Source organism: Pseudomonas sp. KnCO4, from assembly GCF_045344305.1.
GTDB lineage: Bacteria > Pseudomonadota > Gammaproteobacteria > Pseudomonadales > Pseudomonadaceae > Aquipseudomonas > Aquipseudomonas anuradhapurensis.
This window is the reverse complement of sequence record NZ_CP174199.1, coordinates 790,544-813,940: the sequence shown is the minus strand read 5'-3', so window position 1 is coordinate 813,940 and position 23,397 is coordinate 790,544. Positions and strand designations below refer to the sequence as shown.

Below are 23,397 nucleotides of genomic sequence, written 5' to 3'. Positions count from 1 at the left end.
ACCAACTCCAAGGAAGAGCCCCTGACGTGACCGCCATCCAGTTGATCGTCGGCCTGGGTAACCCCGGCCCCGAATACGAACAGACCCGGCATAACGCAGGGGCTCTTTTCGTTGAACGCATTGCCAGCGCCCAGCGCGTCTCGTTGACCGCTGACCGCAAATATTTCGGCCTGACGGCTAAGTTCAGCCATCAGGGCAACGACGTTCGCTTGCTCATCCCCACCACCTACATGAACCGCAGCGGCCAGGCCGTGGCGGCCTTGGCCAATTTCTTCCGCATCAAGCCGGAAGCGATCCTGGTGGCGCATGACGAACTCGACCTGCCTCCGGGCGTCGCCAAGCTCAAGCGCGGCGGTGGCCATGGTGGGCACAACGGCCTGCGCGACATCATCGCGCAGCTCGGCAACCAGAACGACTTCCACCGCCTGCGGCTTGGCATCGGCCACCCGGGTGACGCCAAACTGGTCTCCAACTTCGTCCTGGGCCGCGCGCCGCGCGCCGAGCAGGAGAAGCTCGACGCCAGCATCGATTTTGCCCTCGGCGTGCTGCCGGACGTGCTTGCCGGCGACTTCGCCAAGGCGATGCGCGAGCTGCACAGCCAGAAGGCCTGATTTCCTTTAGAGAGGGGAATACCCATGGGTTTCAATTGCGGCATCGTCGGCCTGCCCAACGTCGGCAAGTCCACCCTGTTCAACGCCCTGACCAAGTCTGGCATCGCGGCGGAGAACTTCCCTTTCTGCACCATCGAGCCCAACAGCGGCATCGTGCCGATGCCCGATGCGCGCCTGAATGCGCTGGCTGAAATCGTCAAGCCCAACCGCATCCTGCCAACCACCATGGAATTCGTCGACATCGCCGGCCTGGTGGCCGGTGCGTCGAAGGGCGAAGGCCTGGGCAACAAGTTCCTCGCCAACATCCGCGAGACCGACGCCATTGCCCACGTGGTGCGCTGCTTTGAAGACGAGAACGTGATCCACGTTTCCAACAGCGTCGACCCCAAGCGTGACATCGAGATCATCGACCTCGAGCTGATCTTCGCCGACCTCGACAGCTGCGAGAAGCAGCTGCAGAAGGTTGCCCGCAACGCCAAGGGTGGCGACAAGGATGCCCTGGCGCAGAAGGCGATTCTCGAGCAACTGATCCCGCACTTCACCGAAGGCAAGCCAGCGCGCAGCCTGATGAAGAACATGAGCGCCGAAGACAAGGCGGTCATTCGCGGCTTCCATCTGCTGACCAGCAAGCCGGTGATGTACATCGCCAACGTGGCCGAAGACGGCTTCGAGAACAACCCGCACCTGGACGTGGTCAAGGCCATCGCCGAGGAAGAAGGCGCGGTCGTGGTGCCGGTGTGCAACAAGATCGAAGCGGAAATCGCCGAGCTGGAAGACGGTGAAGAGAAGGACATGTTCCTTGAGGCCCTGGGCCTGGAAGAGCCTGGCCTGAACCGTGTGATCCGCGCCGGTTACGAACTGCTGAACCTGCAGACCTACTTCACTGCCGGCGTGCAGGAAGTACGCGCCTGGACCGTGCGCGTCGGTGCCACCGCACCGCAGGCGGCCGGGGTTATCCACACCGACTTCGAAAAAGGCTTCATCCGCGCTGAAGTGGTGGCCTATGACGACTTCATCCAGTTCAAGGGTGAAAGCGGTGCCAAGGAAGCCGGTAAATGGCGCCTGGAAGGCAAGGACTACATCGTCAAGGATGGCGACGTGATGCACTTCCGCTTCAACGTCTAAGCGGCAGTTTGCAGTACTGAAAAACCCCTTGAGGCCCATGGCTTCAAGGGGTTTTGTTTTGTTCGTGCGCTTCAACGTATGCGTCAGCCAACGCCTTCCATTCCGTATGATTAGCCACCCCAAACAGCTCGATACGAAAAAGCCGCGCAATAGCGCGGCTCTTTCGTTTCTATTAGCTCACTTGATGTTCTTGATCCAGAAACGTCGATCATCAACGCTGAAGTTGGGATCGTAGCCAACCAGTGTCAGCATCGAGCCCACATAGTAAAGGCCAAACTGGTTCATCACCCAACTGTCCATGACCGCATCACTGGGCAACTTGCTGTACGGAGGCGTTGGTCCATCCGTACGGGCTTGGCCTGTCGTCTTTCCTGATACGGAAAAGCTCTTCCAGGTCAACACAAAGTTGTTGGACTGCTTGGGCAGGTCCGGCGCGCACAGGGAAAGGTTCTCGAAATGTTCGGAGCGTCTGGCATCGTGCCAAAGCACTGCGTCGAAATGAACGCAGTCGTTTGCCTTGAGAGTTAGACTGCGGGACAGGCTACGTTGATCGGCCGGAATGTCGAGGTTCGTGATAACTACCTTTGGCCACTCAGGTGCGCGCCCGTCCGTAGAGATATTCTGCCGCAAAGCGTTGTAAAGCGGTGTACGCAGCAAGCTGTTCTTGCTGGTTGTGCCAGCCGATGCGGGGGATACCTGCTTCAGATTGGCACTGATCGATTGCCCTACACCATTGAGCGAGTTCAACGCTCCCTGCATTTCTGTTGACGAACAACCCGTCACAAAAAAGGCAGAAGCGCTAAAGCTCGATACATTTTCATTGCAGTCCCTCGCTAGGATCATCGTTTGAATATGGCGCCAATAAAGGCGCACGAAGTGTGCGCCGCCTACAGTTCAAGGAAACCTGAGCGGCACTCAGAATCGACAATTTTTAGAAACGTCCTTGGTTTCGCCTATCGATATATTCTATGGTTTCAAGGTTGTCGTTGTCACTTTGACAAAATGCGCGCCCAGGACCTGTTCCTTGCATGGCAGCGAAGCCCACAGTGCTGAGCGACTCCATGCAACAACCGTTGAAAAGCGCTCTGGTCAGCGCTGTCCGTTGTTGAAAGATCGATTCAAGGAAGAACCATGAAAGAACACCAGTACGAGGTCCAGGTGACCTGGACCGGCAACAATGGCAATGGCACGTCCAGCTACACCGCTTACGCCCGCGACTTCAGTGTCGAAGCCCCTGGCAAGGCGACCCTGGAAGGTTCGGCCGACCCGGCTTTTCGTGGCAACCCCCTGCGCTGGAACCCGGAAGACCTGCTGGTGGCCTCACTGTCGGCGTGCCATAAGCTCTGGTACCTGCACTTGTGCGCGGTAAATGGCGTGAATGTGCTGGCCTATGTCGACCAGCCCCTGGGACGCATGGTGGAAGGTGACGCTCAGGGCAAAGGCCGCTTCACCCATGTGCTGCTGCGCCCGCAGGTGACCATCAGCGCCGGCTCGAACCGTGAGCTTGCCTTGCGTTTGCATGAGGAGGCGCACCATGAGTGCTTCATTGCCAATTCGGTCAATTTCCCGGTCGAGTGCGAGGCGCTGGTGACGCTGGCTTAGAATGCCCCCTTCGCAGGCATGGCTTGGTGTCGCGATGGCACGTAGATTCAAAAATCGCTGGTCGCGGCCATCGCGCCAAGCAGCAGGCAAATGCTCGCCACGGTGGTCAGCTGCAATCGCATCGGCAGGTACCAGCCTGGCACGACCTGCAGCAACTTCCGATCTTGCCAATAATGAAGGGCAAAGCCGCCAAGCAACATCAGGCAACCCAGGGAAACAGGCAGCAAAGTGCTGACCCAACCGAGCAACGCCGGCACGACGCTCCACATCAGCCGTTTGCGACGCTGCTCGGCGGGTAGCTTCGGCAGGGCCATCGCGAAGCCCCAGTGCAAGGCGCCGACGAAACTCAAAATGACGGCGCCATAGTTCACCAGCATCATCGCCCACAATGCTCGGTATTCGGGAACGAAGACGACCAGCAGCATCAAGCCAACAAATGGCAGCAAGCCGCCATAACCGAGGATGGCAAAGCGCCTTGGCATACCGCGGTAGACCCGCTCATCTGTACGCCTGTCATTTGTTTCGACCAATCAGTTGCAGAAACTCCTGGCGCGTCGTCGCCGATTCGCGGAACACCCCCAGCATCACCGATGAAACCATCACCGAGTTCTGCTTTTCGACACCTCGCATCATCATGCACATATGCTTTGCTTCGATGACCACAGCGACCCCTGCCGCATCGGTGATGTCTTGTATGGCACAGGCAATTTGCCGGGTCAGGTTTTCCTGAATCTGCAGACGGCGGGCAAAGACATCGACCACGCGCGCGACCTTGGACAACCCCAGCACCCTGCCGGTGGGCAGGTAGGCAACATGAGCCTTGCCGATGAAGGGCAGCATGTGGTGCTCGCACAATGAATAAAGCTCGATATCGCGCACGACGATCATCTCGTCGTTCTGGGACTCGAACAGCGCGCCGTTGATGACCTCTTCGATGTTCAGCTTGTAGCCGTTGCACAAGTACTGCATGGCCTTGGCCGCGCGCTGGGGCGTGTCCAACAGTCCTTCCCGCTGTGGGTCTTCGCCTACTTCGAGCAGAATCTCGCGATAGTTTTCAGCTAACGAATGGGACATTTGGACTCCTCACCGCTAAGGCGGTGACCGGAAATATGTACAAGATTGAGTTTTTGTATAGGTTTTGTACAATTTAGCCGAAAGCCAGCAATAAGCAATACCCGCTCCGGCTCCCAGCACGAAATGTCACCAGCAGCTTTTGCTGGCCCGGACCCGGTCGAGCGGAGAGCGTCATGAACCTCAACGTGCAGGTGATCAGGGATCCACATGATGAACAGATTCAATCCGCGCAAGCTGGGGTCGTCCAAATGGACGGCGTGTCAGCCTGTAAACCGGGAAAAGCACTTCATGGTGACCGAGCTTATTTGCGACGAAGACGGCACGCCTGTGCAGATTGAGCTGGAGGCGGTCCACAGCCGGCGCAAGCAATTGCTCGACTGGCGAGAACTCAGGGATAGCCAACGCTGGAAATTCGGCTGGTGTTGAACACCGAGGGCGCCATCCGAGCTAGCAGCGAATGACGATAGGCAAGAAACAGCCTCGTGCTGCTTCTCGACATGGCAGCGTTTGCCAGCGGGTAGAAAAAACAGCATCTAAGCTGTGATTCAGCACTGTTCCCGCGGAGCGCACCATGGCGGAAAAGAACCGCTTCGACTGGCAACGCTGGTTACCCGGCCTGGTCACCCTGCTCCATTACCAACCCGCCTGGCTGCCCAAGGACATCGCTGCCGGCCTGGTGCTCACCACCATGCTGGTACCGGTGGGCATCGCCTACGCCGAGGCCTCCGGGGTACCCGGCATCTATGGCCTGTACGCCACCATTATCCCGCTGCTGGCCTATGCCCTGTTCGGCCCCAGCCGCATCCTGGTGCTGGGCCCGGACTCGGCGCTGGCCGCACCGATCCTGGCGGTGGTGGTGCAATACGCCGCCGGCGACCCGCAGCGGGCGATCGCCATCGCCAGCCTGATGGCCCTGGTCGCCGGGGCCTTCTGCGTGATCGCCGGGCTGTTGCGCCTAGGCTTCATCACCGAACTGCTGTCCAAGCCGATCCGCTATGGCTACATGAACGGCATTGCCCTAACCGTACTGATCAGCCAGTTGCCCAAGCTGTTCGGCATCAAGGTCGATAGCCAGGGGCCGCTGCGCGACCTTTGGCAACTGGGCGAAGCACTGCTTGCCGGCCAAGGGCACTGGCCCAGCTTCATCGTCGGTGGCGGCAGCCTGCTGCTGATCCTGCTGCTCAAACCCTTCAAGCGCCTGCCAGGGATCCTGATCGCCGTGGTCCTGGCAACGCTGGCAGTGAGCCTGCTCGACCTCGAACAGATGGGTGTCAAGGTCCTCGGCCAACTGCCCCAGGGCCTGCCCAGTTTCGTGTTCCCCTGGGTCTCCGACATCGACCTGGTCGAAGTGGTACTGGGCGGCATTGCCGTGGCGCTGGTGTCGTTCGCCGATACCAGCGTGCTGTCGCGCTCCTATGCCGCGCGCATGAAGATGCCGGTCAACCCGAACCAGGAAATGTTCGGCCTGGGCGTGGCCAACCTGGCCGCCGGGCTGTTCCAGGGCATCCCCATCAGCAGCAGTTCGTCACGTACCCCCGTGGCCGAAGCCGCCGGCTCGCAGACCCAGCTCACCGGCATCATCGGTGCACTGGCAGTGACCCTGTTGCTGCTGGTGGCGCCCAACCTGCTGCAATACCTGCCCAACAGCGCCCTGGCAGCGGTGGTGATAGCAGCCGCACTGGGGCTGTTCGAGTTCGCCGACCTCAAGCGCATCTTCCGCATGCAGCAGTGGGAGTTCTGGTTGTCCGTCACCTGCTTTGTCGGGGTGGCGGTGTTCGGTGCGATCCCTGGTATCGGCATTGCCGTGGTGATTTCGGTGATCGAGTTCCTGTGGGACGGCTGGCGGCCGCACCATGCAGTGCTGGGCCGGGTGGATGGCACTCGCGGTTACCATGACGTGCAGCGTTATCCACAGGCCCGGCGCATTCCGGGGCTGGTGCTGCTGCGTTGGGATGCGCCGTTGTTCTTCGCCAATGCCGAGCAGTTCCAGAGCACGGTGATGGCGGCGCTGGAGGCATCGCCTACGCCGGTGCAACGGCTGGTGATCGCGGCAGAACCGGTGACCAGTATCGATGTTACCTCGGCAGACATGCTCGCCGAGCTGGACCGGGCGCTGGAGGCGCGCGGGGTGGAGTTGCAGTTTGCCGAGATGAAGGACCCGGTGAAGGACAAGATGCGGCGGTTCGAGTTGTTCGAGCACATGGGGGAGACCGCGTTTCATCCCACGGTGGGGGCGGCGGTGGATGCCTACCTGGAACAGAGTGGGGTTGAATGGAAGCCTTAAGTTTTCCTGGGCTGGCCTCTTCGCGGGTAAACCCGCTCCCACAAGGATTGCGTGATCCCATGGACAACGCCATACCTGTGGGAGCGGGTTTACCCGCGAAGCAGGCCACGCCGTAGCCGAAGCCGGTCGATCCAGATGAGCATGGCACTGGCATATACCGACACCGCCAGGAACAGCGCCATGCGCACGGCAAAGGCGCGATAGACATCCTGCCCACCAGCACTGTCCTGCACCGACTGCCCCAGCAGGATCAGCATGGTCGTCAGGCAGCTCAGCCAATAGGCCGGGCCCTGCCGGTTGAGCACGGCCTGGTACATCCGCCGCCCCTGCCAAAGTGCGAACAGCAGCACCCACAGGAAAAACATCCACAGGTGCACGAACAGGCTCAGCGCTCCCCACATCAGGATCGCCAGCAAACCGGCCAGCACGGTCGAGCCGATCAGCTCCCGGCTGGCATGCCGTGCGCGGGTCTCGCCAGCCTGTTGCCCCAGGCTTACCGCCTTCATAATCAGTGGCATGTACTGGTCCGGGGCGATCAGGGCTAGGAGAAACGCCGGCATCACGATCAACGTGGCACGCAGTGCAACCCAGCTCACTTCGCCACTGTCGAGCAACGGCGGCGCTGGTTGCACCGGCGCATCGGCAGGTTCGGGAAACAGCACATGGGCCAAGGCTGTGCCTATAACCGCCAGCAGCATACCCTTGGCCAACGCTTCGACCACCGAGAGTGCCAGGGTGAAGTCGCTGGTACCGGCGGCAGCGATCATGGTCAGGCCGATCACCAGCAGGTTCGCCAGCAAGCCGTTGCCGCCCTTCAGGGCGTAGCGCAAGGTCAGGAAAACCCCCACGCCCACCAGCAACACCCCGCTCAACGGCGCATGGCGCAGCAGCGGAATCAGCAACAGCCCGCTGCCGCAACTGAGCAGCACCAGCAACGCCAAAACCGGTGCCGCACGCAGCGGCAAGGGCTGGCTGCGCATGGCCAGCAACAGTACCGCGAACACCGGCGCCAGGATCGGCACCGGCAGGCCGATGCCGAAACTCACCGCCAGGCACAGCGCCACGCCCCAGGCCAGGCGCAGGGCGCGCAGGCGGCGCAATTCAATAGGCATACGACAACCAGCTCATCAGCCACATGAACAGCCGGCCCAGCAGGTTCAACGGGTTACCTTCGCTGGGCAGGGCCATGACCTCGGCCTGCCCGCCAACCCGCAGCCCGCTCTTGTCCCGTAACTGGTCACGCTCAAGTTCGACGATGACCGGGAAGCGTTGCGCCGAACGCAGCCACTCGCGGCTGTTCTGCACGCTCGGCAGCGTACCCGGCGGGGTACTCTGGCCCACGCTGACCCCGTAGCCGATGCTGCGAATGCGCCCCTTCAACAGCGTGCCGGGCAGCGCGTCGAGCACCACCAGCACCGGGGTGTCGGGGCGCAGGCGGCCGAGGTTGTTCTCGGTCATGTCGGCACTTATCCACACGTCATGGATGGCGATCAGGGTCATCATCGGGCTGCCGGCGCCGACATAGTGGCCGACGTCGGTACGCAGGTCAGTGATCAGGCCGTTCGCATCGGCACGCACCACGGTGCGTGCGAGGTCCAGGCGGGCCTTTTCCACATTCGCCGCGGCACTGCGCAACTGGGCGTTGTCGTCCTGCGCCCCACCCTGCTGCTCCCGCGCCCGCTCCACTTCGGCACGGGCTGCCGCCACCTGGCTGACAGCCTGGTCGCGAGTGGCCTGGGCGCTTTCCAGGCGGCGCACCGACACCGTGCCCGGGTCTTCGTCGATCAGGCGCTTGAGCCGTTCGGCGTCCTGCCGCGCCTTGCGCTCGTTGGCCTGCGCCGCGAGCAACGCCGCCTGAGCCGAATCGATGCCAGCCGTGTGCGCGCCGATTTGCCGACGCACTGCGTCCAGGTCGGCCTCGGCACGCGCCAGGGCAATGCGGTATTGCTCCTGGTCCAGCTCGAACAGCACGTCGCCCCTGCGCACTTCCTGGTTGTTGCCCACCGCCACGCGCTTGACCTGGCCAGCCACCTCGGCACTGACCGGTATCACATAGGCCTGCAGTCGGGCCTGCTGGGTATAGGGCGTGAAGCGGTCGGCCAGCAGGTACCAGAGCAGGCTCACGGCAATCAGCAGCAACACCCAGCGCATGCCGCGATCGGGGGCGGCTGGGGGCGGCGTCGGAGCGGCGTCACTCATTTCGTTTCACCTTGTGCATGTGTGCTGGCGGCTGGCTCGTCGAGCAGCTCGCCCCAGTCGGTCCGTTGCTGCATCTGCTGGCGCGTAGCCGGGTCGATCGGCGCGCGGCTGGCGTCCCAGCCGCCACCCAGGGCCTTGTACAAGGTCACCAGGCTGCTCACCGCGTTGCCGCGGCTGACCAGGTAACCGTCCTGTTGCTGCAACAGCAGTTGCTGGGCGTCAAGCACCCGCTGGAAGTCGGCGAAACCTTCGCGGTACTGCGAACTGGCCAGGCTCAACGAGCGTTGCGCGGCCTGCGAGGCCTGCTCGCGAATGCGCGCGCTCTGCAGCGAGCGCACCAGCCCGCTGGCGGCATCGTCCGCCTCGCGCGCGGCTTCGCGCACACCCTGGTGGTACAGCTCGATCAGCTGCTGCAAGCGAGCATCCTCCACGCGCACGGCGTTCTTGCGCCGGCCGTAGTCGAACGGGTTCCAGATCAGGCTGGGGCCGGCGGCAAGATCAAACGTGTCGGGCAGGTGACTGGCCGTGACGAAGCTCCAACCAATGCTGCCCAGCAGGCTCAGTTGGGGATAGAGATCGGCCTCGGCCACCCCGACCAATGCCGATTGCGCGGCCACTGCCTGCTCGGCAGCGCGGATGTCCGGGCGGCGCAGCAGCAGGTTGGCGGGTACGTCCTGCAGTACGGCACGGTCTGGCAACGGCAGCTGGCCGTGGCCTGCGTCCAGCTGCGGCAACGGCCCGGGTGGCCGGCCGAGCAGCGCACACAGCACGTTGCGCAGGGCATTGAGCTGGTTGTGGAACTCGGGGATGGTGGCTTGGGTGGCCAGGTATTGCGTACGCGCCTGTTGCCAGTCGAGTTCGTCGTTTTCACCGTGGCGGAACAGCCGTTCGGTAATGTCCAGGCTGCGCGCCTGGCGCCGGGCGTTTTCTTCGGCGATATCCAGCCGCGCCTCGGCAGTACGCAGGGCAAAGTAGGTGTCAGCCACTTGCGCCCGCAACAGCAGCATGGCATCGGCGTAATTGGCCTGGGAGGCGAAGTAGGCAGCATCGGCACTTTCGATGGCGCGGCTGAAGCGCCCCCAGAAGTCGATTTCCCAGCCGATGTCGAAGCCTGCGCTGGATTGCCAGAACACCGAGTCGCGGGCGTTGGCGCTGCCGGACTGGTCCTGCTTCAGGTACAGGCTCTGGGCACGCAGTTGCTGCAGCTGTGGATAACGCCCGGTCTGCACAATAGCCAGCTGGGCACGGGCTTCAGCGATGCGCAAGCCGGCCACGCGCAGGTTGGTGTTGTTGGCATCCGCCTCGGCAATCAGGGCATTCAGTGCTGGGTCGGCGAACACCGCCCACCACTGGCGCAGGTCGGGCGCGCTGGCCTGCTGGCCGGCCTGCTTCAACGAAGGACTATCCCACGTCTGCAGCCAGGGGTCCTGCAGCGGCTGGAAGTCGGGGCCGACCTGGGTGCAGCCGGCCAACATGGCAACCAGGCTCAGCGCACAACCATGGACGCGTCCGGGCATGGCAATCCTTGGCTCAGGCGGTCGGCTCGGCGGGGTTTTCCGGCACCTGCAGCGCCACCCACTGCCAGAACAGCACATAGGTGACGCCAAGGATCACCGGGCCGATGAACAGGCCAATGATGCCTTTGACCACCATGCCACCGAGCGCGCCGATCAGTACCACCGGCATCGGCACATCCACCCCGCGCCCCAGCAGCAACGGCTTGAGCACGTTGTCGGCCAGCCCGGCGACGAAGGTGTAGATGGCGAACACGATGGTGGCCACGGTGAAGCCTTCGGCATTGAAGACGTAGATGATCACCGGCACGGTGACCAGCGTGGCGGGTGCCTGGGCAATTCCCAGCATGAGGATGACGATGGCCAGCATCCCGGCACCTGGCACGCCTTTGATGACGAAGCCGACCCCGATCAGCAACATCTGGATGAAGGCAATGCCGATAACCCCCTGGGCCACGGCACGAATGGTAGCGGTGCACAGTCTGGCCAGCGGCTTGCCGCGCTCCTCGCCCGATACCCGCATGGCGATGCGCTGCGCGGCGATCTCGCCACGCTCACCGAAGGCCATGATGATGCCCGAGACGATGATCGCCGCGATGAACAGCAGGAACGCGCCCCCGGCGCTGGCAGCAGCCCCCAGCACCGTGCGCCCGGCGCCCTTGAGTTGCGGCATCCACTGGTTCAGCACACCGGCCATGTTTTCCGAAGCCGCCAGCCACAGGGCATGGACTTTCGGCCCGATCAGCGGCCAGGTCGCCACCGACTCAGGGGGTGGCGGCACGCTCCAGGCGCCGCTCTTGAGCAAGGTCACCAGGCTGTCCACCGATTCGCCGATCGACATCACCACCAGGTAGATCGGCACCAGCAGCACGACCAGTACCAGCACCACGACCAGGGTTGCCGAGAGCCCGTCCTTGAGCCCGGTGCGGCGCTGGACACGGCAATACAGCGGATACAGGGTCACTGCCAGGATCACCGACCACAGCATCAGTTCCAGGAACGGCTGGAACGTCTGGAAGGCAAACATCACCAGGGCAGCTATCAGGCCAGCCTTGATGAGCACATCGAGCAAGCCCCGCGACAGGCTGCTGTCCAGCTTGACACCCGGTTGCATGCTTCACCTCCGAACTTCAGCTGCGCCGTGTGGCGCGATCAGTGGCCCGTTTCAGGGCTTGCCTGGGCGGGGCTGTGGTCACGCAGCTGCCGCGCCAGGGCCATCATTATCAGAGGCACCACTGCCATCGACAGGGTGATGGCTAGTACCAACAGGTCGTGCACCTGCTGCGCCAGTACCTGATGCTCCAGCGCCAGCTTGAACACCACGAAGGCAAACTCGCCGCCAGAGGCCAGCACCACGCCCAGGCACAGCGCCTGCGCCTGGTCGAGACCACCGGCCGTACGCCCCAGGCCGTACAGCAGCGGCAGCTTTATGGCCACCAGCAACAGCGTCAGCCCCAGCACCAGCAACGGCAGATCGAACAGCAGGCGCAGGTCGGCGCTCATGCCGACGCCGACGAAGAACAGCCCCAGCAGCAAGCCTTTGAGCGGCTCGATCTGGGTCTCCAGTTCATGCCGGAAAGGCGACTCGGCCATCAGCACACCGGCGAGAAAGGCCCCCAGGGCCATCGACACACCCACATGCTCCATCACCCAGGCCGTGCCCAGCACCACCAGCAAGGCAGTAGCGGTCGACAGCTCCGGCAAGCCGGAACCGACCGTCCACTTGAACACCGGGCTCAACAGATAGCGGCCAAACACGATCAACGTGCCAAGTCCGAGCGCCACCGCCAACAGCGGCCAGGTGCCTTCGTCGGCGGTGCTGACATTGCCACCGAGCAGGGGCACCACGGCGATCAAGGGAATGGCAGCGATGTCCTGGAACAGCAGGATGGCCACGGCCAGCCGCCCGTGTGGCTTGCCGAGGTCCTTGCGCTCGGCCAGGACTTGCAGGCCGAACGCTGTCGAAGACAACGCCAGGCCCAGGCCCAGCACGATCGCTGCGGCCTTCGACTGGCCGAACGCGAAATACGCCAGCAGGCCCAGCACGACGGCGGTCAGCCCAACCTGCAGCGAACCGACGCCAAACAGCGCCCGGCGCATGGTCCACAGACGCTGCGGTGACAGCTCCAGGCCAATGACGAACAGCAGCATGACCACGCCCATTTCCGATAGCCGCGCCACGTTTTCGGGGTTGTCGAGCAGCCCGAGCACGGAGGGGCCGATGAGGATGCCGGCCAGCAGATAGCCCGGCACCGCCCCCATTTTCAGACGCTGCGCCAGCGGTACCAGAAGCACCACGGCCAGCAGGAACACCACCGTCGCCTGTAGCAGGCTGCCGTCATGTGGCATAGGTTTGCCCCCTCGCTGCTCCCCGCAGGGATGGATCAGAAACGCTCTTCCACCACTTTGAACGGGTAGGCAACGGCCTTGTACTTGCCGATCTTGCCGCGCTTGGGCAGCTTCACCGCCTGCTCCTGGGTGATGTCCTTGTAGGGGATGCGGCCGAGCATGTGGCTGATGATGTTCAGCCGGGCACGCCGCTTGTCGTTGGAGTGGGCCATGAACCAGGGCGCCCAGGCGGTATCCGACGCGGCAAACATTTCGTCACGGGCCTGGGTGTAGTCATCCCAGCGGGTGTAGGACTTGAGGTCCATGGGCGACAGCTTCCACAGCTTGCGGCCGTCATTGATGCGGTCCTGCAGGCGCCGGGTCTGCTCTTCGGCGCTGACCTCAAGCCAGTACTTGATGAGGATGATGCCCGACTCGACCATGACCTTTTCGAACAGCGGCACGCCAGCGAGGAACCGCTCGGCCTGTTCGTTCGAGCAGAAGCCCATCACCCGTTCGACCCCGGCACGGTTGTACCAGCTGCGGTCGAAGATCACCACTTCACCTGCGGCCGGCAGATGGCCGACATAGCGCTGCAGGTACATCTGGGTCTTTTCCCGCTCGGTCGGCGCCGGCAGCGCCACCACACGGAATACCCGCGGGCTGACGCGCTCGGTGATGGCCTTGATGGTGCCGCCCTTGCCAGCGCCGTCGCGGCCTTCGAAGACAATGCAGACCTTCAGGCCCTTGGCCACCACCCACTCCTGCAGTTTCACCAGCTCCACATGCAGGCGCTTGAGTTCCTTCTCGTATGCCTTGCTGCCCAGTTTTTCCGGTTGTTCGAGGCTGGCTTTATTCCTGGACGGCTTCGACATGGCGCTCTCCTGAGGCGATTGAGGAGTCAGTATGGTCGATCCATGGCGATTTGCCGCTTCGCTTGTTGTTTTCCCAGGTTTTGCGTCTAGCCGGTTGATTGGATGGATGTTCGGCTGGCTGTGAGAGCGGGTTTAGCCGCTCTCACAGGGTAGGATGTGGCCTCGAGGTCGGTTTACTTGGCCAGCTTGTTGTAGCTGGTCATCAGGTTGCGGTAGTCCGGGATATGGTTGGAGAACAGCGTGCCCAGCCCTTCGATGTCGTTGCGCCAGTCGCGATGCAGCTCGCAGGCCACGCCGAACCAGGTCATCAATTGCGCTCCGGCCGCCTCCATGCGCCGCCAGGCCGAGTCACGGGTCAGTTCGTTGAAGGTCCCGGAGGCATCGGTGACGACGAACACCTCGAAGCCCTCCTCCAGCGCCGACAGTGCCGGGAAGGCCACGCACACTTCGGTGACCACACCGGCGATCAGCAACTGCTTCTTGCCGGTGGCCTTGACTGCCTTGACGAAGTCCTCGTTGTCCCAGGCATTGATGTTGCCCGGCCGGGCGATGTACGGGGCGTCGGGGAACTGTTCTTTCAGTTCCGGCACCAGCGGGCCGTTGGGGCCGGTTTCGAAACTGGTGGTGAGGATGGTCGGTAGCTTGAAGTACTTGGCCAGGTCCGACAGGGCCAGCACATTGTTCTTGAAGCGGTCGGGGTCGATGTCCCTCACCAGCGAGAGCAGGCCGGTCTGGTGATCGACCAGCAGCACGGCGGCGTTGTTCTTGTCCAGACGCTTGTATTGGAAGGCCATGACGGATCTCCTTGCTTCGGCAGGTTGGGAATATCAGCGTAGGCAAGGTTCAGCCGCAGGGAGTACCGCCAGTCGGTTCGCCGGGGGGGCCGTCAACGGGGCCGCAGCGCGCGGCCCCGGCAAGGCTTCAGCCAAGCACCTTGGCAGCCACCTCGTCGACCGCCGCCTTGGTAATGGCAACGATCTGCTCGGCATCCGCCTGGGTCAGCACCAACGGTGGGGCAAAACCGAGGATGTCGCCATGTGGCATGGCCCGCGCGATCATGCCGCGTTCAAGGCATGCTGCCGACACCTGCGGCCCGACTTTCAGCGCCGGGTCGAATGCAGTGCGGGCATCGCGGTCAGCCATGAACTCGACCGCGCAGAGCATGCCGTCACCGCGCACTTCACCGACCAGCGGGTGGCCTTCGAAGGTTTCGCGCATGCGCCGGTTGAGGTACGCCCCCACCACTTCGGCATTCCCGGTCAGGTTCTCGCGCTCGAGAATATCCAGGTTGGCCAGCGCCGCCGCCGCGCAGATCGGGTGCCCCGAGTAGGTCCAGCCGTGGCCCATCGGGCCGGCCTTCTGCGAGCCCTCGTCGATCACGTTCCACACCTTCTCGCCAACGATCACCGCCGACAGCGGCGCATAGGCGCTGGTCAGGCCCTTGGCGGTGGTGATCAGGTCCGGGTGGATGTCGTAACGCTGGCTGCCCATCTTCGACCCCAGGCGGCCGAAGGCGCAGACCACTTCGTCGGCGATCAGCAGCACATCGTAGCGATCGAGCACGGCCTGGATCGCCTTCCAGTAACCCTTGGGCGGCACGATGATGCCACCGGTACCCATCAGCGGCTCGCCAATGAACGCGGCGACGGTGTCGGGGCCTTCGGCAAGGATCAACTGCTCCAGCTGATCGGCGCAGTACTGCACGAACGCCTGCTCGTCCATGCCCGCTGGCGCCTTGCGGTACCAGTGCGGGCACACCGTGTGCCGCACGCCCTCCACCGGCAGGTCGAAATGCTGGTGGAAGCTGGGCAGGCCGGTGAGGCTGCCGGTCATGATCCCCGAGCCGTGGTAGCCGCGGTCGCGGGAGATGATCTTCTTCTTGCCTGGGCGGCCGAGGATGTTGTTGTAGTAGCGCACCAGCTTGACCTGGGTCTCGTTGGCATCGGACCCCGACAGGCCGTAGTAGACCTTCTTCATGCCTGCCGGCGCCCAGTCGATGATGCGCCTGGAGAGCTCGATGATTGCCTCGGTCGAGTGGCCGACATAGGTGTGGTAGTACGCCAGCTCCGTGGCCTGGCGGTGGATGGCGTCGGCGACCTCGGTACGCCCGTAGCCGATGTTCACGCAATACAGGCCGGCAAAGGCGTCGATCAATTCGCGGCCTTCATGGTCACGCAGGCGGATGCCCTCGGCACCGGTGATGATCCGGCCCTTGAGCGCACCGCTGGCGTGATCGTGGGCGTGGGTCGAAGGGTGCATGAAGTGGGCGCGGTCCTGTGCGAACAGCTGGCTGAAATCTTGGCTCATGGCAAACACTCCTTAGAACTGACCGTGGTGGTGCAGGCAAACGTATTTGGTCTCGACAAAGGGCTCGAAGCCCTCGCTACCGCCCTCGCGGCCCAGGCCGGAAGCCTTCATGCCGCCGAACGGGATGGGGTGGCCGGTGAACTTGACGCCGTTGATCGCCACCATCGCGTGGTCGAGGCGGCGTTTCAGCGGGTGCACCACATCGAGGCGATTGCCGACGATGTAGGCCGCCAGGCCGTACTCGGTGTCGTTGGCCAGGGTGATGGCCTGCTCCAGCGTGTCGAACGGCATGACCCCGGCAATCGGCGCGAAGTTTTCTTCCTGGTAGATGCGCATCGCCGGGGTCACATCGGCCAACACCGTCGGCTGGAAGAACCAGCCTCCCAGCGCATGCCCTTCGCCGCCGACCAGCCGCCGCGCGCCACGCTGCAGGGCGTCCTCGACCCGGGCCTGGGTGGCATCGAAGGCGGCCTGGTGCATCAGCGGGCCGACCTCTGCCGTCGTTGCCTCGCCATCGACCATGGCCGGGCCAACCTTCAGCGCCCGTACCGCTTCGGCGAAGCGCGCCAGGAAGGCTTCGTACAGCGGCCGTTGCACCATGATCCGGTTGGCAGCGCAGCAGTCCTGGCCAGAGGTCTGGAACTTGGCCGCCACGGCCACCCGCACGGCCAGTTCGAGGTCGGCATCGGCGCAGACGATGAACGGTGCATTGCCGCCCAGTTCCAGCGCCACTTTCTTCACATCCTGCGCCGCGGCCTGCAGCACCAGCTTGCCGACCCGGGTCGAGCCGGTGAAGCTGACCGCCCGCACCCGGCTGTCGCGGACCAGGGTTTCCATGACCATCTGCGGCTCGCCGATGACCACGTTGAACACCCCCGGCGGCAAGCCGGCGTCCTCCGCCAGCTGGGCCAGGGCCAGCGCCGAAAACGGCGTCTCATGGGCCGGCTTGACCACCACGCTGCAGCCGGCAGCCAACGCTGCAGCCGCCTTGCGAGTGATCATGGCGCTGGGGAAGTTCCAGGGAGTGAGCAGTGCGCAGACGCCGACAGGCTCCTTCAGCGTGCTCAGCTGCGCGCCAGGAATATGGCTGGGGATGGTCTGCCCGTTGAGGCGCCGGGCCTCTTCGGCAAACCAGGGGATGAAGCTTGCCGCATAGGCGATCTCGCCGCGTGCTTCGGCCAGCGGCTTGCCCTGCTCGGTACTGAGGATGCGCGCCAGCGCTTCCTGATGCTCCAGCATCAGCTCGGCCCAGCGCCGCAACAACGCGGCGCGGCTATCCAGGCTCTGCTGGCGCCAGGCGGCAAAGGCCTGCTGGGCGGCATCCACCGCAGCGACGATCTGCTCGTGCTCGAGCAGCGGCACATGGCCGATGACCTGGCGGCTGGCCGGGTCATGCACGGCGATGCTGTTGCCGCTATTGCTGTGCAGCCATTGGCCATCGACGTAGCACAGGCTGTTGAATGGGTAGTGGTGTGACATGACTGTTCTCCATACCTCGTTGTCGTGGCGCCCGCTTCAGGCCAGTACGTCGGCGATCACCGCCAGGGTGTCGCCACACTGCACCAGCCCGGGGAAGTGCCGGGCGGCGAGCAGGCCCGTTCGCCTGGCGCGATATTCGACCGGGGCGCTGCCGGTGCGGCGGATGTCATGGATTCGCGCGATCACTTCGCCCTGGCTGACCGTCTCGCCCAGGTCGCGACACATCTCCAGCAGGCCGTCGTGTTCGCTGGCGATGAAACAGTCGCCATCGGGCATGTCGAGCAGGGTGGTCTCGCCCTGCTCTCTTTCGCCCGCGAGGATGCCGGCGTGAATCAGCAGGTTGCGCACACCGCGTTCGGCCAGGGCCACGCTTTTTGCCGTGGAGGTGCCGCCACCGCCCAACTCGGTGGTGACGAACACCTTGCCCTGCTCCTCCGCCGCGGTGTCGTACATGGCCTGCGCATCCAGCTCGAGCATGCGCATGCTGTAGGGCGCGGCGAAGGCCAGCATGGCGGCTTCACAGCGGGCCTGCTGGGCCTTGTCGGCCAGTACATGGCAAGCGGCGAACGGCAGGAAGTCGAGGGTGCGGCCACCGGAATGGATGTCCAGCACGATATCGGCCAACGGCAGCAAGGTGCGGCGGAAGTAATCGGCGATCTTTTCCGTCACGCTGCCATCCGCGCGGCCCGGGAAGCTGCGGTTGAGATTGCCGCGGTCGATCGGTGAGGTGCGGGTACCGGCGTGGAACGCCGGCGTGTTCATGAACGGCACGATGATCACCCGCCCGCGCACCTGCCCGGGCTGCAGCTGCTGGGCCAGCTTGCTCAGCGCTACCGGGCCCTCGTATTCGTCGCCGTGGTTGCCGCCGGTAAGCAAGGCGGTCGGGCCGTTGCCATTGCGGACCACCGTCAGCGGGATCATCACCGCGCCCCAGGCCGAGTCGTCACGCGAGTACGGCAGCTTGAGAAAACCGTGCTGCACGCCGTCCTGCTCGAAGTCCAGGTTACAGCTGATGGGATTGGCCACCGAGGTGGCGGCCTGTGCGATCGCATTCATGGGTCAGTCCTTCACGAACAGCTGGCGCGGCACGTTGCACAGGGTCTCGACCCCGGTCTCGGTGATGAGGATGCTTTCGGTGATTTCCAGGCCCCAGTCGTCCATCCACAGCCCCGGCATGAAGTGGAAGGTCATGCCCGGTTGCAACACGCTGGTGTCGCTCGGGCGCAGGCTCATGGTCCGCTCGCCCCAGTCTGGCGGATAGCTGATACCGATCGGGTAGCCACAGCGGCTGTCCTTGTGGATGCCGAACTTCTCCAGCACGCCGAAGAACGCCCGGGCGATGTCACCGGTGGTGTTGCCCGGCCGCGCGGCATCGAGGCCGGCCGCAATGCCTTCGACCACCGCTTTTTCGCCGTCGAGGAAATGCTGCGGCGGCTTGCCCAGGTAAACCGTGCGCGACAGCGGGCAGTGGTAGCGCTTGTAGCAGCCGGCGATCTCGAAGAAGGTACCGGCGCCCCGGGCAAACGGTGAATCGTCCCAGGTCAGGTGCGGCGCACTGGCGTCCGCGCCGGTCGGCAACAGCGGCACGATCGCCGGGTAGTCGCCGCCGTAGCCATCGACACCGAGGATGCCGCTGCGGTAGATCTCGGCCACCAGCTCGTTCTTGCGCATGCCGGGCTCGATACGTTCGAGGATGCACCCGTGCATCTTCTCGACGATGCGCGCGGCAATGCGCATGTACTGGATTTCCTGCGGCGACTTGACCGCCCGTTGCCAGTTGACCAACCCGGCGGCATCGCTGAAACGCGCCTGCGGCAAGTGCTTGCACAGGGCCTGGTAGGCCGCCGCGCTGAAGTAGTAGTTGTCCATTTCCACGCCAATGCTCAGGCCGCCCCAGCCCTTGGCCAGAATCACTTCCTGGCACAGGTAGTCCATCGGGTGGCGCTCGCGTGACTGCACGTAGATGTCCGGGTAGCCAACGATGTTGTCGTGCTGCATGAACACCGTGCGCTTGGCACCGTTGGCGTCCTGCCCGCGGCCGAACCAGATCGGCTCGCCGTCGAGCGCCAGCAGCACGCACTGGTGCACGTAGAACGACCAGCCGTCATAGCCGGTAAGCCAGGCCATGTTCGAGGGATCGGTGACCAGCAACAGCTCCAGGCCCTGCGCCTGCATGGCGCTGCGGGTCCTGGCCAGGCGCTGGGCGTACTCCTGCCGGCTGAACGGCAGGTTGACCACTGTCTGTGACATACGGGTGCCCTTCTTGTGAGTGGGTTGCGAAAGGTGTCAGCTGTGAAACGCCAGGCCTTTGTTGGCAGCGACTGCGCGCTCGAAGGCAAGGTTGGCGATGGCGGTGTCCTGGGCCCCGGTGCCGGTCAGGTCGCACAGGGTGACCTCTTCGGCGTGCACGCGGCCCGGTTGCAGGCCGGCGATGACCTGGCCCAGTTCGGCAAGCACGGCCTGGTCGTCGAGCGTGCCGGCGCGCAAGGCGTGGTGCAGCTCGCCCAGGACGCGGGTCTGGCTCAGGCGGTCGGCGACGTAGCGATCGACCAGGGCCAGTGCGCTTGGCGCGATTTCGTTCTTGTGCTCGGCATCCGAGCCCATGGCGGTGATGTGCAGCCCCGGTTGCAGGTGCTGCGGCTGGATCAGCGGCTCGCGGCTGGGCGTGCAGGTAATGGCGATGTCCACCGCTTGCATGGCCTGGTCGACACTGGCGCAGGCCTGCACTTGCAACTGCCCGTCGCGCCCCAGGTCATCACACAAGGCTGCGGTTTTCTGCACATCGCGGCCCCACACCCTGACCTGCGCGATCGGCCGCACCAGGCGCAGTGCCTGCAATTGCAGCCGGGCCTGTTCGCCACTGCCGATCAGGGCCACGCTGCGGCTGTCTGGCCGCGACAGCCAGCGAGCGGCCACCGCACCGGCTGCAGCAGTGCGCACGGCGGTGAGGTAGCCGTTGTCGAGCAGCAAGGCATCGAGCAGGCCCGTGCGCGCCGACAACAGCATCATCATGCCGTTGAGGCTGGGCAGGCCAAGCCTGGGGTTGTCGAAGAAACCCGGGCTGACCTTGATCGCGAAGCGCTCCAGCCCCGGCAGGTAGGCGGTCTTCACGTCCACTTCGCCATTGTGCTCGGGTATATCGAGGCGCAGGATCGGCGGCATTGCCACCTTGGCCGTGGCGAGCAGGGCAAAGGCCTGTTCGATGGCATCGACCGCGGCGCGATCGAGGGTGATGCAGCTACGCAGGTCGGCTTCGCTGAGCAAGGTGATGGCCGGCATTCGAATACCTCCAGGGCAGGGAAACGTGGGTTTCAGGCGTCGCCGCCATTGAGCACGCGCAGGTGTTGTGCGCTGTCGACGTTGCGCCCGCTGAGCACCACCACCACCGGGCCACGGGCCGGCACCAGGCCGTCGAGCAGCGCCGCGATACCCACCGCGCCGGCGCCTTCGAGTACCAGGCGTTCGTGCTGGTAGGCGTGGCGCATGGCATTGGCGATTGCCCCTTCCGGCAACAGGTGCAGCTGGTCGAGCAGCCGTTGGGTCATGCTCAGGGTGTGCTGGTTGCCCAGGCCGATGCCGCCGCCGAGCGAGTCGGCCAGGGTCGGCAACTCCTCGATCTCGACCGGCCGGCCGGCTTGCAGGCTGGCGTGCATCGCGGCGCCGCGCTGCATGCTGATGCCGTGGGTGGTAATTGCCGGGTTGATGCTTTTCAGGGCCAGCGCCACACCGGCGAACAGGCCGCCACCGGAGAGCGGCACCAGCACCTGCGCCACCTCGGGCAACTGCTCGATGATTTCCACGCCCAAGGTGCCTTGGCCGGCGATGACCTGGGGGTGGTCGAAGGGTGGAACCAGGGTTGCGCCCTGTTGCTCGGCATACTGTTGCGCGGCGTGCTGGGCGTCGTCCTGGGAATGGCCGACGATACACACTTCGGCCCCCAGGTCGCGGATGGCCTGGACCTTGTTGCCCGGTACCCGTTGCGAAAGAAATACGGTCGCCTTCACGCCCAGTTGAGCTGCCGCATGGGCCACTGCCCGGCCGTGATTACCAGTGGAGGCGGTAACCACGCCGCAGGCGCGTTGTTCGGCAGTGAGCGCAGCAATGGCATTGCTGGCCCCGCGCAGCTTGAAGCTGCCGGTGGTCTGCAGCGCTTCGAGTTTCAGGTACACCGGCGCGCCCAGGTGGCGTGACAGGCTGGGTGAAAGCTCCAGCGGCGTGTTGCGCACCAGACCGTGGATGCGCTGGCGAGCAAGGTAGATATCGTGGAGCGAGAGCGCTGACATGACCGGGACCCAACCAGTGAGCTGATGTTGGGCCGAGTGTATGAGGCGAAAATTGTCGCGATGAATGTACTAGGGCAATTTGCCGGGGAATTTGTTTTTGCCTGCACTGGCCTCTTCGCGGGCACGCCCGCTCCCACAGGAAACGCGCATTTCCTGAAACCTGCGCCAAACCTGTGGGAGCGGGCATGCCCGCGAAGAGGCCGCAGCAGGACAGTTACAGTTCGTGAATCTGCGGATACTGCCCGAACAGCTCGCGCATGTCGCCCAGCGCCTGGCGCAGCTTGGCCTCGGAACACTCGGCGCCTACGCACAGGCGCACGGCCCGCGGCCGCGGCGTGCCACGCACGAGGAACGGCTCTGGTGGCGTCACCGCAATCTGCCGGCGGCGCAAGGCGCGTACCAGGCTGTCCACCTCCCAGCGCTCGGGAATGTTCAGCCATGCCCCCAGGGCATGGGCATGCTGACCGCGCAGGTACTCGCCCAGATACTCACGCAGCAATGCCTGGCGCTTGCCGAGCAACTCACGCTGCAATTCCACCAGCTGCAGGGCGCGCCCGTCGTTGATCCAGCGCGCAGCGATTTCCGCCACCAGCGGCGTGGCCATCCAGCTGTTCACCCGCAGGATGCTCTCGGTGCGCAAAGCCAGGCGCTTGGGCATCACCAGGTAGCCCACGCGCAGGCCGGTCAACACCGACTTGGTCATGCTGGTGCAATAGAACGACAGCTCCGGTGCATAGGCACTGAGCGGCCGTGCATGGCGCCCGCCGAGCAGCGGCCCGTACACATCATCCTCGATGATGTGTACGCCGAAACGCCGGGCAATTGCAGCAATCTCCTGGCGCCGGCTGTCGGGCATCAGGCTGACGGTGGGGTTGTTGAGGTTGGGGGTGCACACCAGCGCGGTGACCCGCTCGTTGCTGCAGATGTCCTCGAAATGTTCCGGGTTGATACCTTCGCGGTCCATTTCCAGGCCTTTCAGGGTAAACCCGAGCACCTGGGAATTGCCGATCACGCCGTGGTCGGTCAGCCCTTCGCAAAGCACCACGTCATCCGGCCCGGCCAGTGACGCCAGGGCCAGGAAAATAGCGTGGGCGGCACCGTTGGTGACCAGCACATCGTCGCGCTCCACCTGCATGCCCAGGCCGTCGAGCCAGCGCACCGCCGCCTCGCGGTGGCTCTCGAAACCGGCGATCGGCCGGTAGGCGTGGATCCACGGCTGCTCCTCCTCCACGGCCAGCTCGGCGCAGGTGTCGCGCCAGATGCGCTCATGCACCTGGGTATGGAGGATGCGGGTGATGGAGAAGTCGACCAAGGTGCGCTCGGGCAGGTCGATGATGTCATCCGACACACGATCACTCATGCGTCGGCTGACGAAACTGCCACGGCCGATCTCGCAGCGCACCAGCCCTTGACGCTCCAGCTCCTTGTAGGCGTTGGTCACCGTCTGCACGCTGATACCCAAGGCGTCGGCCACCTGGCGCTGCGGTGGCAGGCGCTGGTCGTGCACCAGCACGCCACGCTCGATCTCGCCGGTAACCGCCTGCACCAGAATCTTGTACTTGGACTCGCCGATGCGCGCGGCATCCAGGGCTGCCTTCCAACTGTGCATCATGATCTTCGCTTCGCTTGCCGGGCCAGGACACAGCATCTCCCGGACAAGCGCCCCGGGCAATTGTCCTAGTGCAATGCCACCGCCGTTTCAGCTTTTGTATGCTC

At 64.1% G+C, this 23,397-nt stretch carries 22 protein-coding genes; 5 read left to right on the top strand and 17 right to left on the bottom strand.

Annotated features, from left to right (window positions below):
• Window positions 1–26: 26 nt before the first annotated feature.
• Window positions 27–611, top strand: coding sequence for an aminoacyl-tRNA hydrolase (gene pth / locus ACJA3S_RS03775; RefSeq protein ID WP_051095896.1), 585 nt, complete (start codon window positions 27–29; stop codon window positions 609–611).
• 24 nt (window positions 612–635) lie between these two features.
• Complete coding sequence (ychF, locus tag ACJA3S_RS03770) at window positions 636–1,736, top strand: redox-regulated ATPase YchF (RefSeq protein WP_170028247.1); 1,101 nt, start codon at window positions 636–638, stop codon at window positions 1,734–1,736.
• Window positions 1,737–1,913: 177 nt separating this feature from the next.
• Here ychF and ACJA3S_RS03765 read toward each other — a convergent pair whose 3' ends face one another.
• Entirely contained in the window at window positions 1,914–2,609 is a 696-nt protein-coding gene (locus ACJA3S_RS03765) for a hypothetical protein (RefSeq protein WP_406820875.1), read from the bottom strand.
• Between the two features lie 258 nt (window positions 2,610–2,867).
• On the opposite strand from ACJA3S_RS03765, the gene ACJA3S_RS03760 reads away from it, so the two are divergent.
• Window positions 2,868–3,338, top strand: a complete 471-nt coding sequence (locus ACJA3S_RS03760; RefSeq protein ID WP_170028245.1) for an OsmC family protein — start codon at window positions 2,868–2,870, stop codon at window positions 3,336–3,338.
• Between the two features lie 47 nt (window positions 3,339–3,385).
• Here ACJA3S_RS03760 and ACJA3S_RS03755 read toward each other — a convergent pair whose 3' ends face one another.
• Both ACJA3S_RS03755 and folE read right to left on the bottom strand, forming a co-directional pair.
• On the bottom strand, window positions 3,386–3,820 hold the full coding sequence (locus ACJA3S_RS03755) for a DUF3429 domain-containing protein (protein WP_406822199.1): 435 nt from the start codon (window positions 3,818–3,820) through the stop codon (window positions 3,386–3,388).
• A 31-nt stretch (window positions 3,821–3,851) separates the two neighbouring features.
• Window positions 3,852–4,412, bottom strand: a complete 561-nt coding sequence (folE, locus tag ACJA3S_RS03750) for a GTP cyclohydrolase I FolE (protein ID WP_406820874.1) — start codon at window positions 4,410–4,412, stop codon at window positions 3,852–3,854.
• 210 nt (window positions 4,413–4,622) lie between these two features.
• On the opposite strand from folE, the gene ACJA3S_RS03745 reads away from it, so the two are divergent.
• Both ACJA3S_RS03745 and ACJA3S_RS03740 read left to right on the top strand, forming a co-directional pair.
• Window positions 4,623–4,838, top strand: coding sequence for a TIGR02450 family Trp-rich protein (locus ACJA3S_RS03745; RefSeq protein ID WP_406822198.1), 216 nt, complete (start codon window positions 4,623–4,625; stop codon window positions 4,836–4,838).
• A 145-nt stretch (window positions 4,839–4,983) separates the two neighbouring features.
• Window positions 4,984–6,696 carry a SulP family inorganic anion transporter gene (locus ACJA3S_RS03740; RefSeq protein ID WP_406820873.1) on the top strand — a complete coding sequence of 571 codons (1,713 nt, stop codon included), beginning with the start codon at window positions 4,984–4,986 and terminating at the stop codon, window positions 6,694–6,696.
• Window positions 6,697–6,785: 89 nt separating this feature from the next.
• On the opposite strand, the gene ACJA3S_RS03735 is transcribed toward ACJA3S_RS03740, so the two are convergent.
• From ACJA3S_RS03735 to ACJA3S_RS03670, 14 genes are all read right to left on the bottom strand, one after another.
• A complete protein-coding gene (locus ACJA3S_RS03735; RefSeq protein ID WP_406820872.1) occupies window positions 6,786–7,808 on the bottom strand; it encodes a DUF2955 domain-containing protein in 1,023 nt (340 codons plus the stop codon).
• Window positions 7,798–8,895 (bottom strand): HlyD family secretion protein, encoded by a 1,098-nt coding sequence (locus ACJA3S_RS03730; protein WP_406820871.1) that lies wholly within the window; start codon window positions 8,893–8,895, stop codon window positions 7,798–7,800. The genes ACJA3S_RS03735 and ACJA3S_RS03730 overlap by 11 nt, the downstream gene beginning before the upstream one ends.
• Window positions 8,892–10,412: an efflux transporter outer membrane subunit gene (locus ACJA3S_RS03725; RefSeq protein WP_406820870.1), complete on the bottom strand. Its 1,521-nt coding sequence runs from the start codon at window positions 10,410–10,412 to the stop codon at window positions 8,892–8,894. Before ACJA3S_RS03725 ends, ACJA3S_RS03730 begins: the two co-directional genes overlap by 4 nt.
• A gap of 13 nt (window positions 10,413–10,425) precedes the next feature.
• Window positions 10,426–11,523 (bottom strand): AI-2E family transporter, encoded by a 1,098-nt coding sequence (locus ACJA3S_RS03720; protein WP_406820869.1) that lies wholly within the window; start codon window positions 11,521–11,523, stop codon window positions 10,426–10,428.
• A gap of 38 nt (window positions 11,524–11,561) precedes the next feature.
• Window positions 11,562–12,758, bottom strand: coding sequence for a monovalent cation:proton antiporter-2 (CPA2) family protein (locus ACJA3S_RS03715; protein WP_406820868.1), 1,197 nt, complete (start codon window positions 12,756–12,758; stop codon window positions 11,562–11,564).
• A 35-nt stretch (window positions 12,759–12,793) separates the two neighbouring features.
• Entirely contained in the window at window positions 12,794–13,612 is an 819-nt protein-coding gene (gene ppk2 / locus ACJA3S_RS03710; protein WP_406820867.1) for a polyphosphate kinase 2, read from the bottom strand.
• Between the two features lie 173 nt (window positions 13,613–13,785).
• Window positions 13,786–14,406, bottom strand: coding sequence for an isochorismate family cysteine hydrolase YcaC (gene ycaC, locus ACJA3S_RS03705; RefSeq protein WP_010951959.1), 621 nt, complete (start codon window positions 14,404–14,406; stop codon window positions 13,786–13,788).
• Between the two features lie 127 nt (window positions 14,407–14,533).
• The gene (locus tag ACJA3S_RS03700) at window positions 14,534–15,919 is read right to left on the bottom strand and encodes an aspartate aminotransferase family protein (RefSeq protein WP_406820866.1); all 1,386 of its coding nucleotides are present in this window, start codon (window positions 15,917–15,919) and stop codon (window positions 14,534–14,536) included.
• A 12-nt stretch (window positions 15,920–15,931) separates the two neighbouring features.
• Entirely contained in the window at window positions 15,932–17,398 is a 1,467-nt protein-coding gene (locus ACJA3S_RS03695) for an NAD-dependent succinate-semialdehyde dehydrogenase (protein WP_406820865.1), read from the bottom strand.
• Between the two features lie 36 nt (window positions 17,399–17,434).
• On the bottom strand, window positions 17,435–18,454 hold the full coding sequence (gene doeB, locus ACJA3S_RS03690) for a N(2)-acetyl-L-2,4-diaminobutanoate deacetylase DoeB (protein ID WP_406820864.1): 1,020 nt from the start codon (window positions 18,452–18,454) through the stop codon (window positions 17,435–17,437).
• Window positions 18,455–18,457: 3 nt separating this feature from the next.
• Window positions 18,458–19,648, bottom strand: a complete 1,191-nt coding sequence (doeA, locus tag ACJA3S_RS03685) for an ectoine hydrolase DoeA (protein WP_406820863.1) — start codon at window positions 19,646–19,648, stop codon at window positions 18,458–18,460.
• Between the two features lie 36 nt (window positions 19,649–19,684).
• On the bottom strand, window positions 19,685–20,677 hold the full coding sequence (locus ACJA3S_RS03680; protein ID WP_406820862.1) for a cyclodeaminase: 993 nt from the start codon (window positions 20,675–20,677) through the stop codon (window positions 19,685–19,687).
• A 32-nt stretch (window positions 20,678–20,709) separates the two neighbouring features.
• Window positions 20,710–21,681, bottom strand: coding sequence for a hydroxyectoine utilization dehydratase EutB (eutB, locus tag ACJA3S_RS03675; RefSeq protein ID WP_406820861.1), 972 nt, complete (start codon window positions 21,679–21,681; stop codon window positions 20,710–20,712).
• A gap of 214 nt (window positions 21,682–21,895) precedes the next feature.
• Complete coding sequence (locus ACJA3S_RS03670; RefSeq protein WP_170034030.1) at window positions 21,896–23,290, bottom strand: PLP-dependent aminotransferase family protein; 1,395 nt, start codon at window positions 23,288–23,290, stop codon at window positions 21,896–21,898.
• Window positions 23,291–23,397 lie beyond the last annotated feature (107 nt).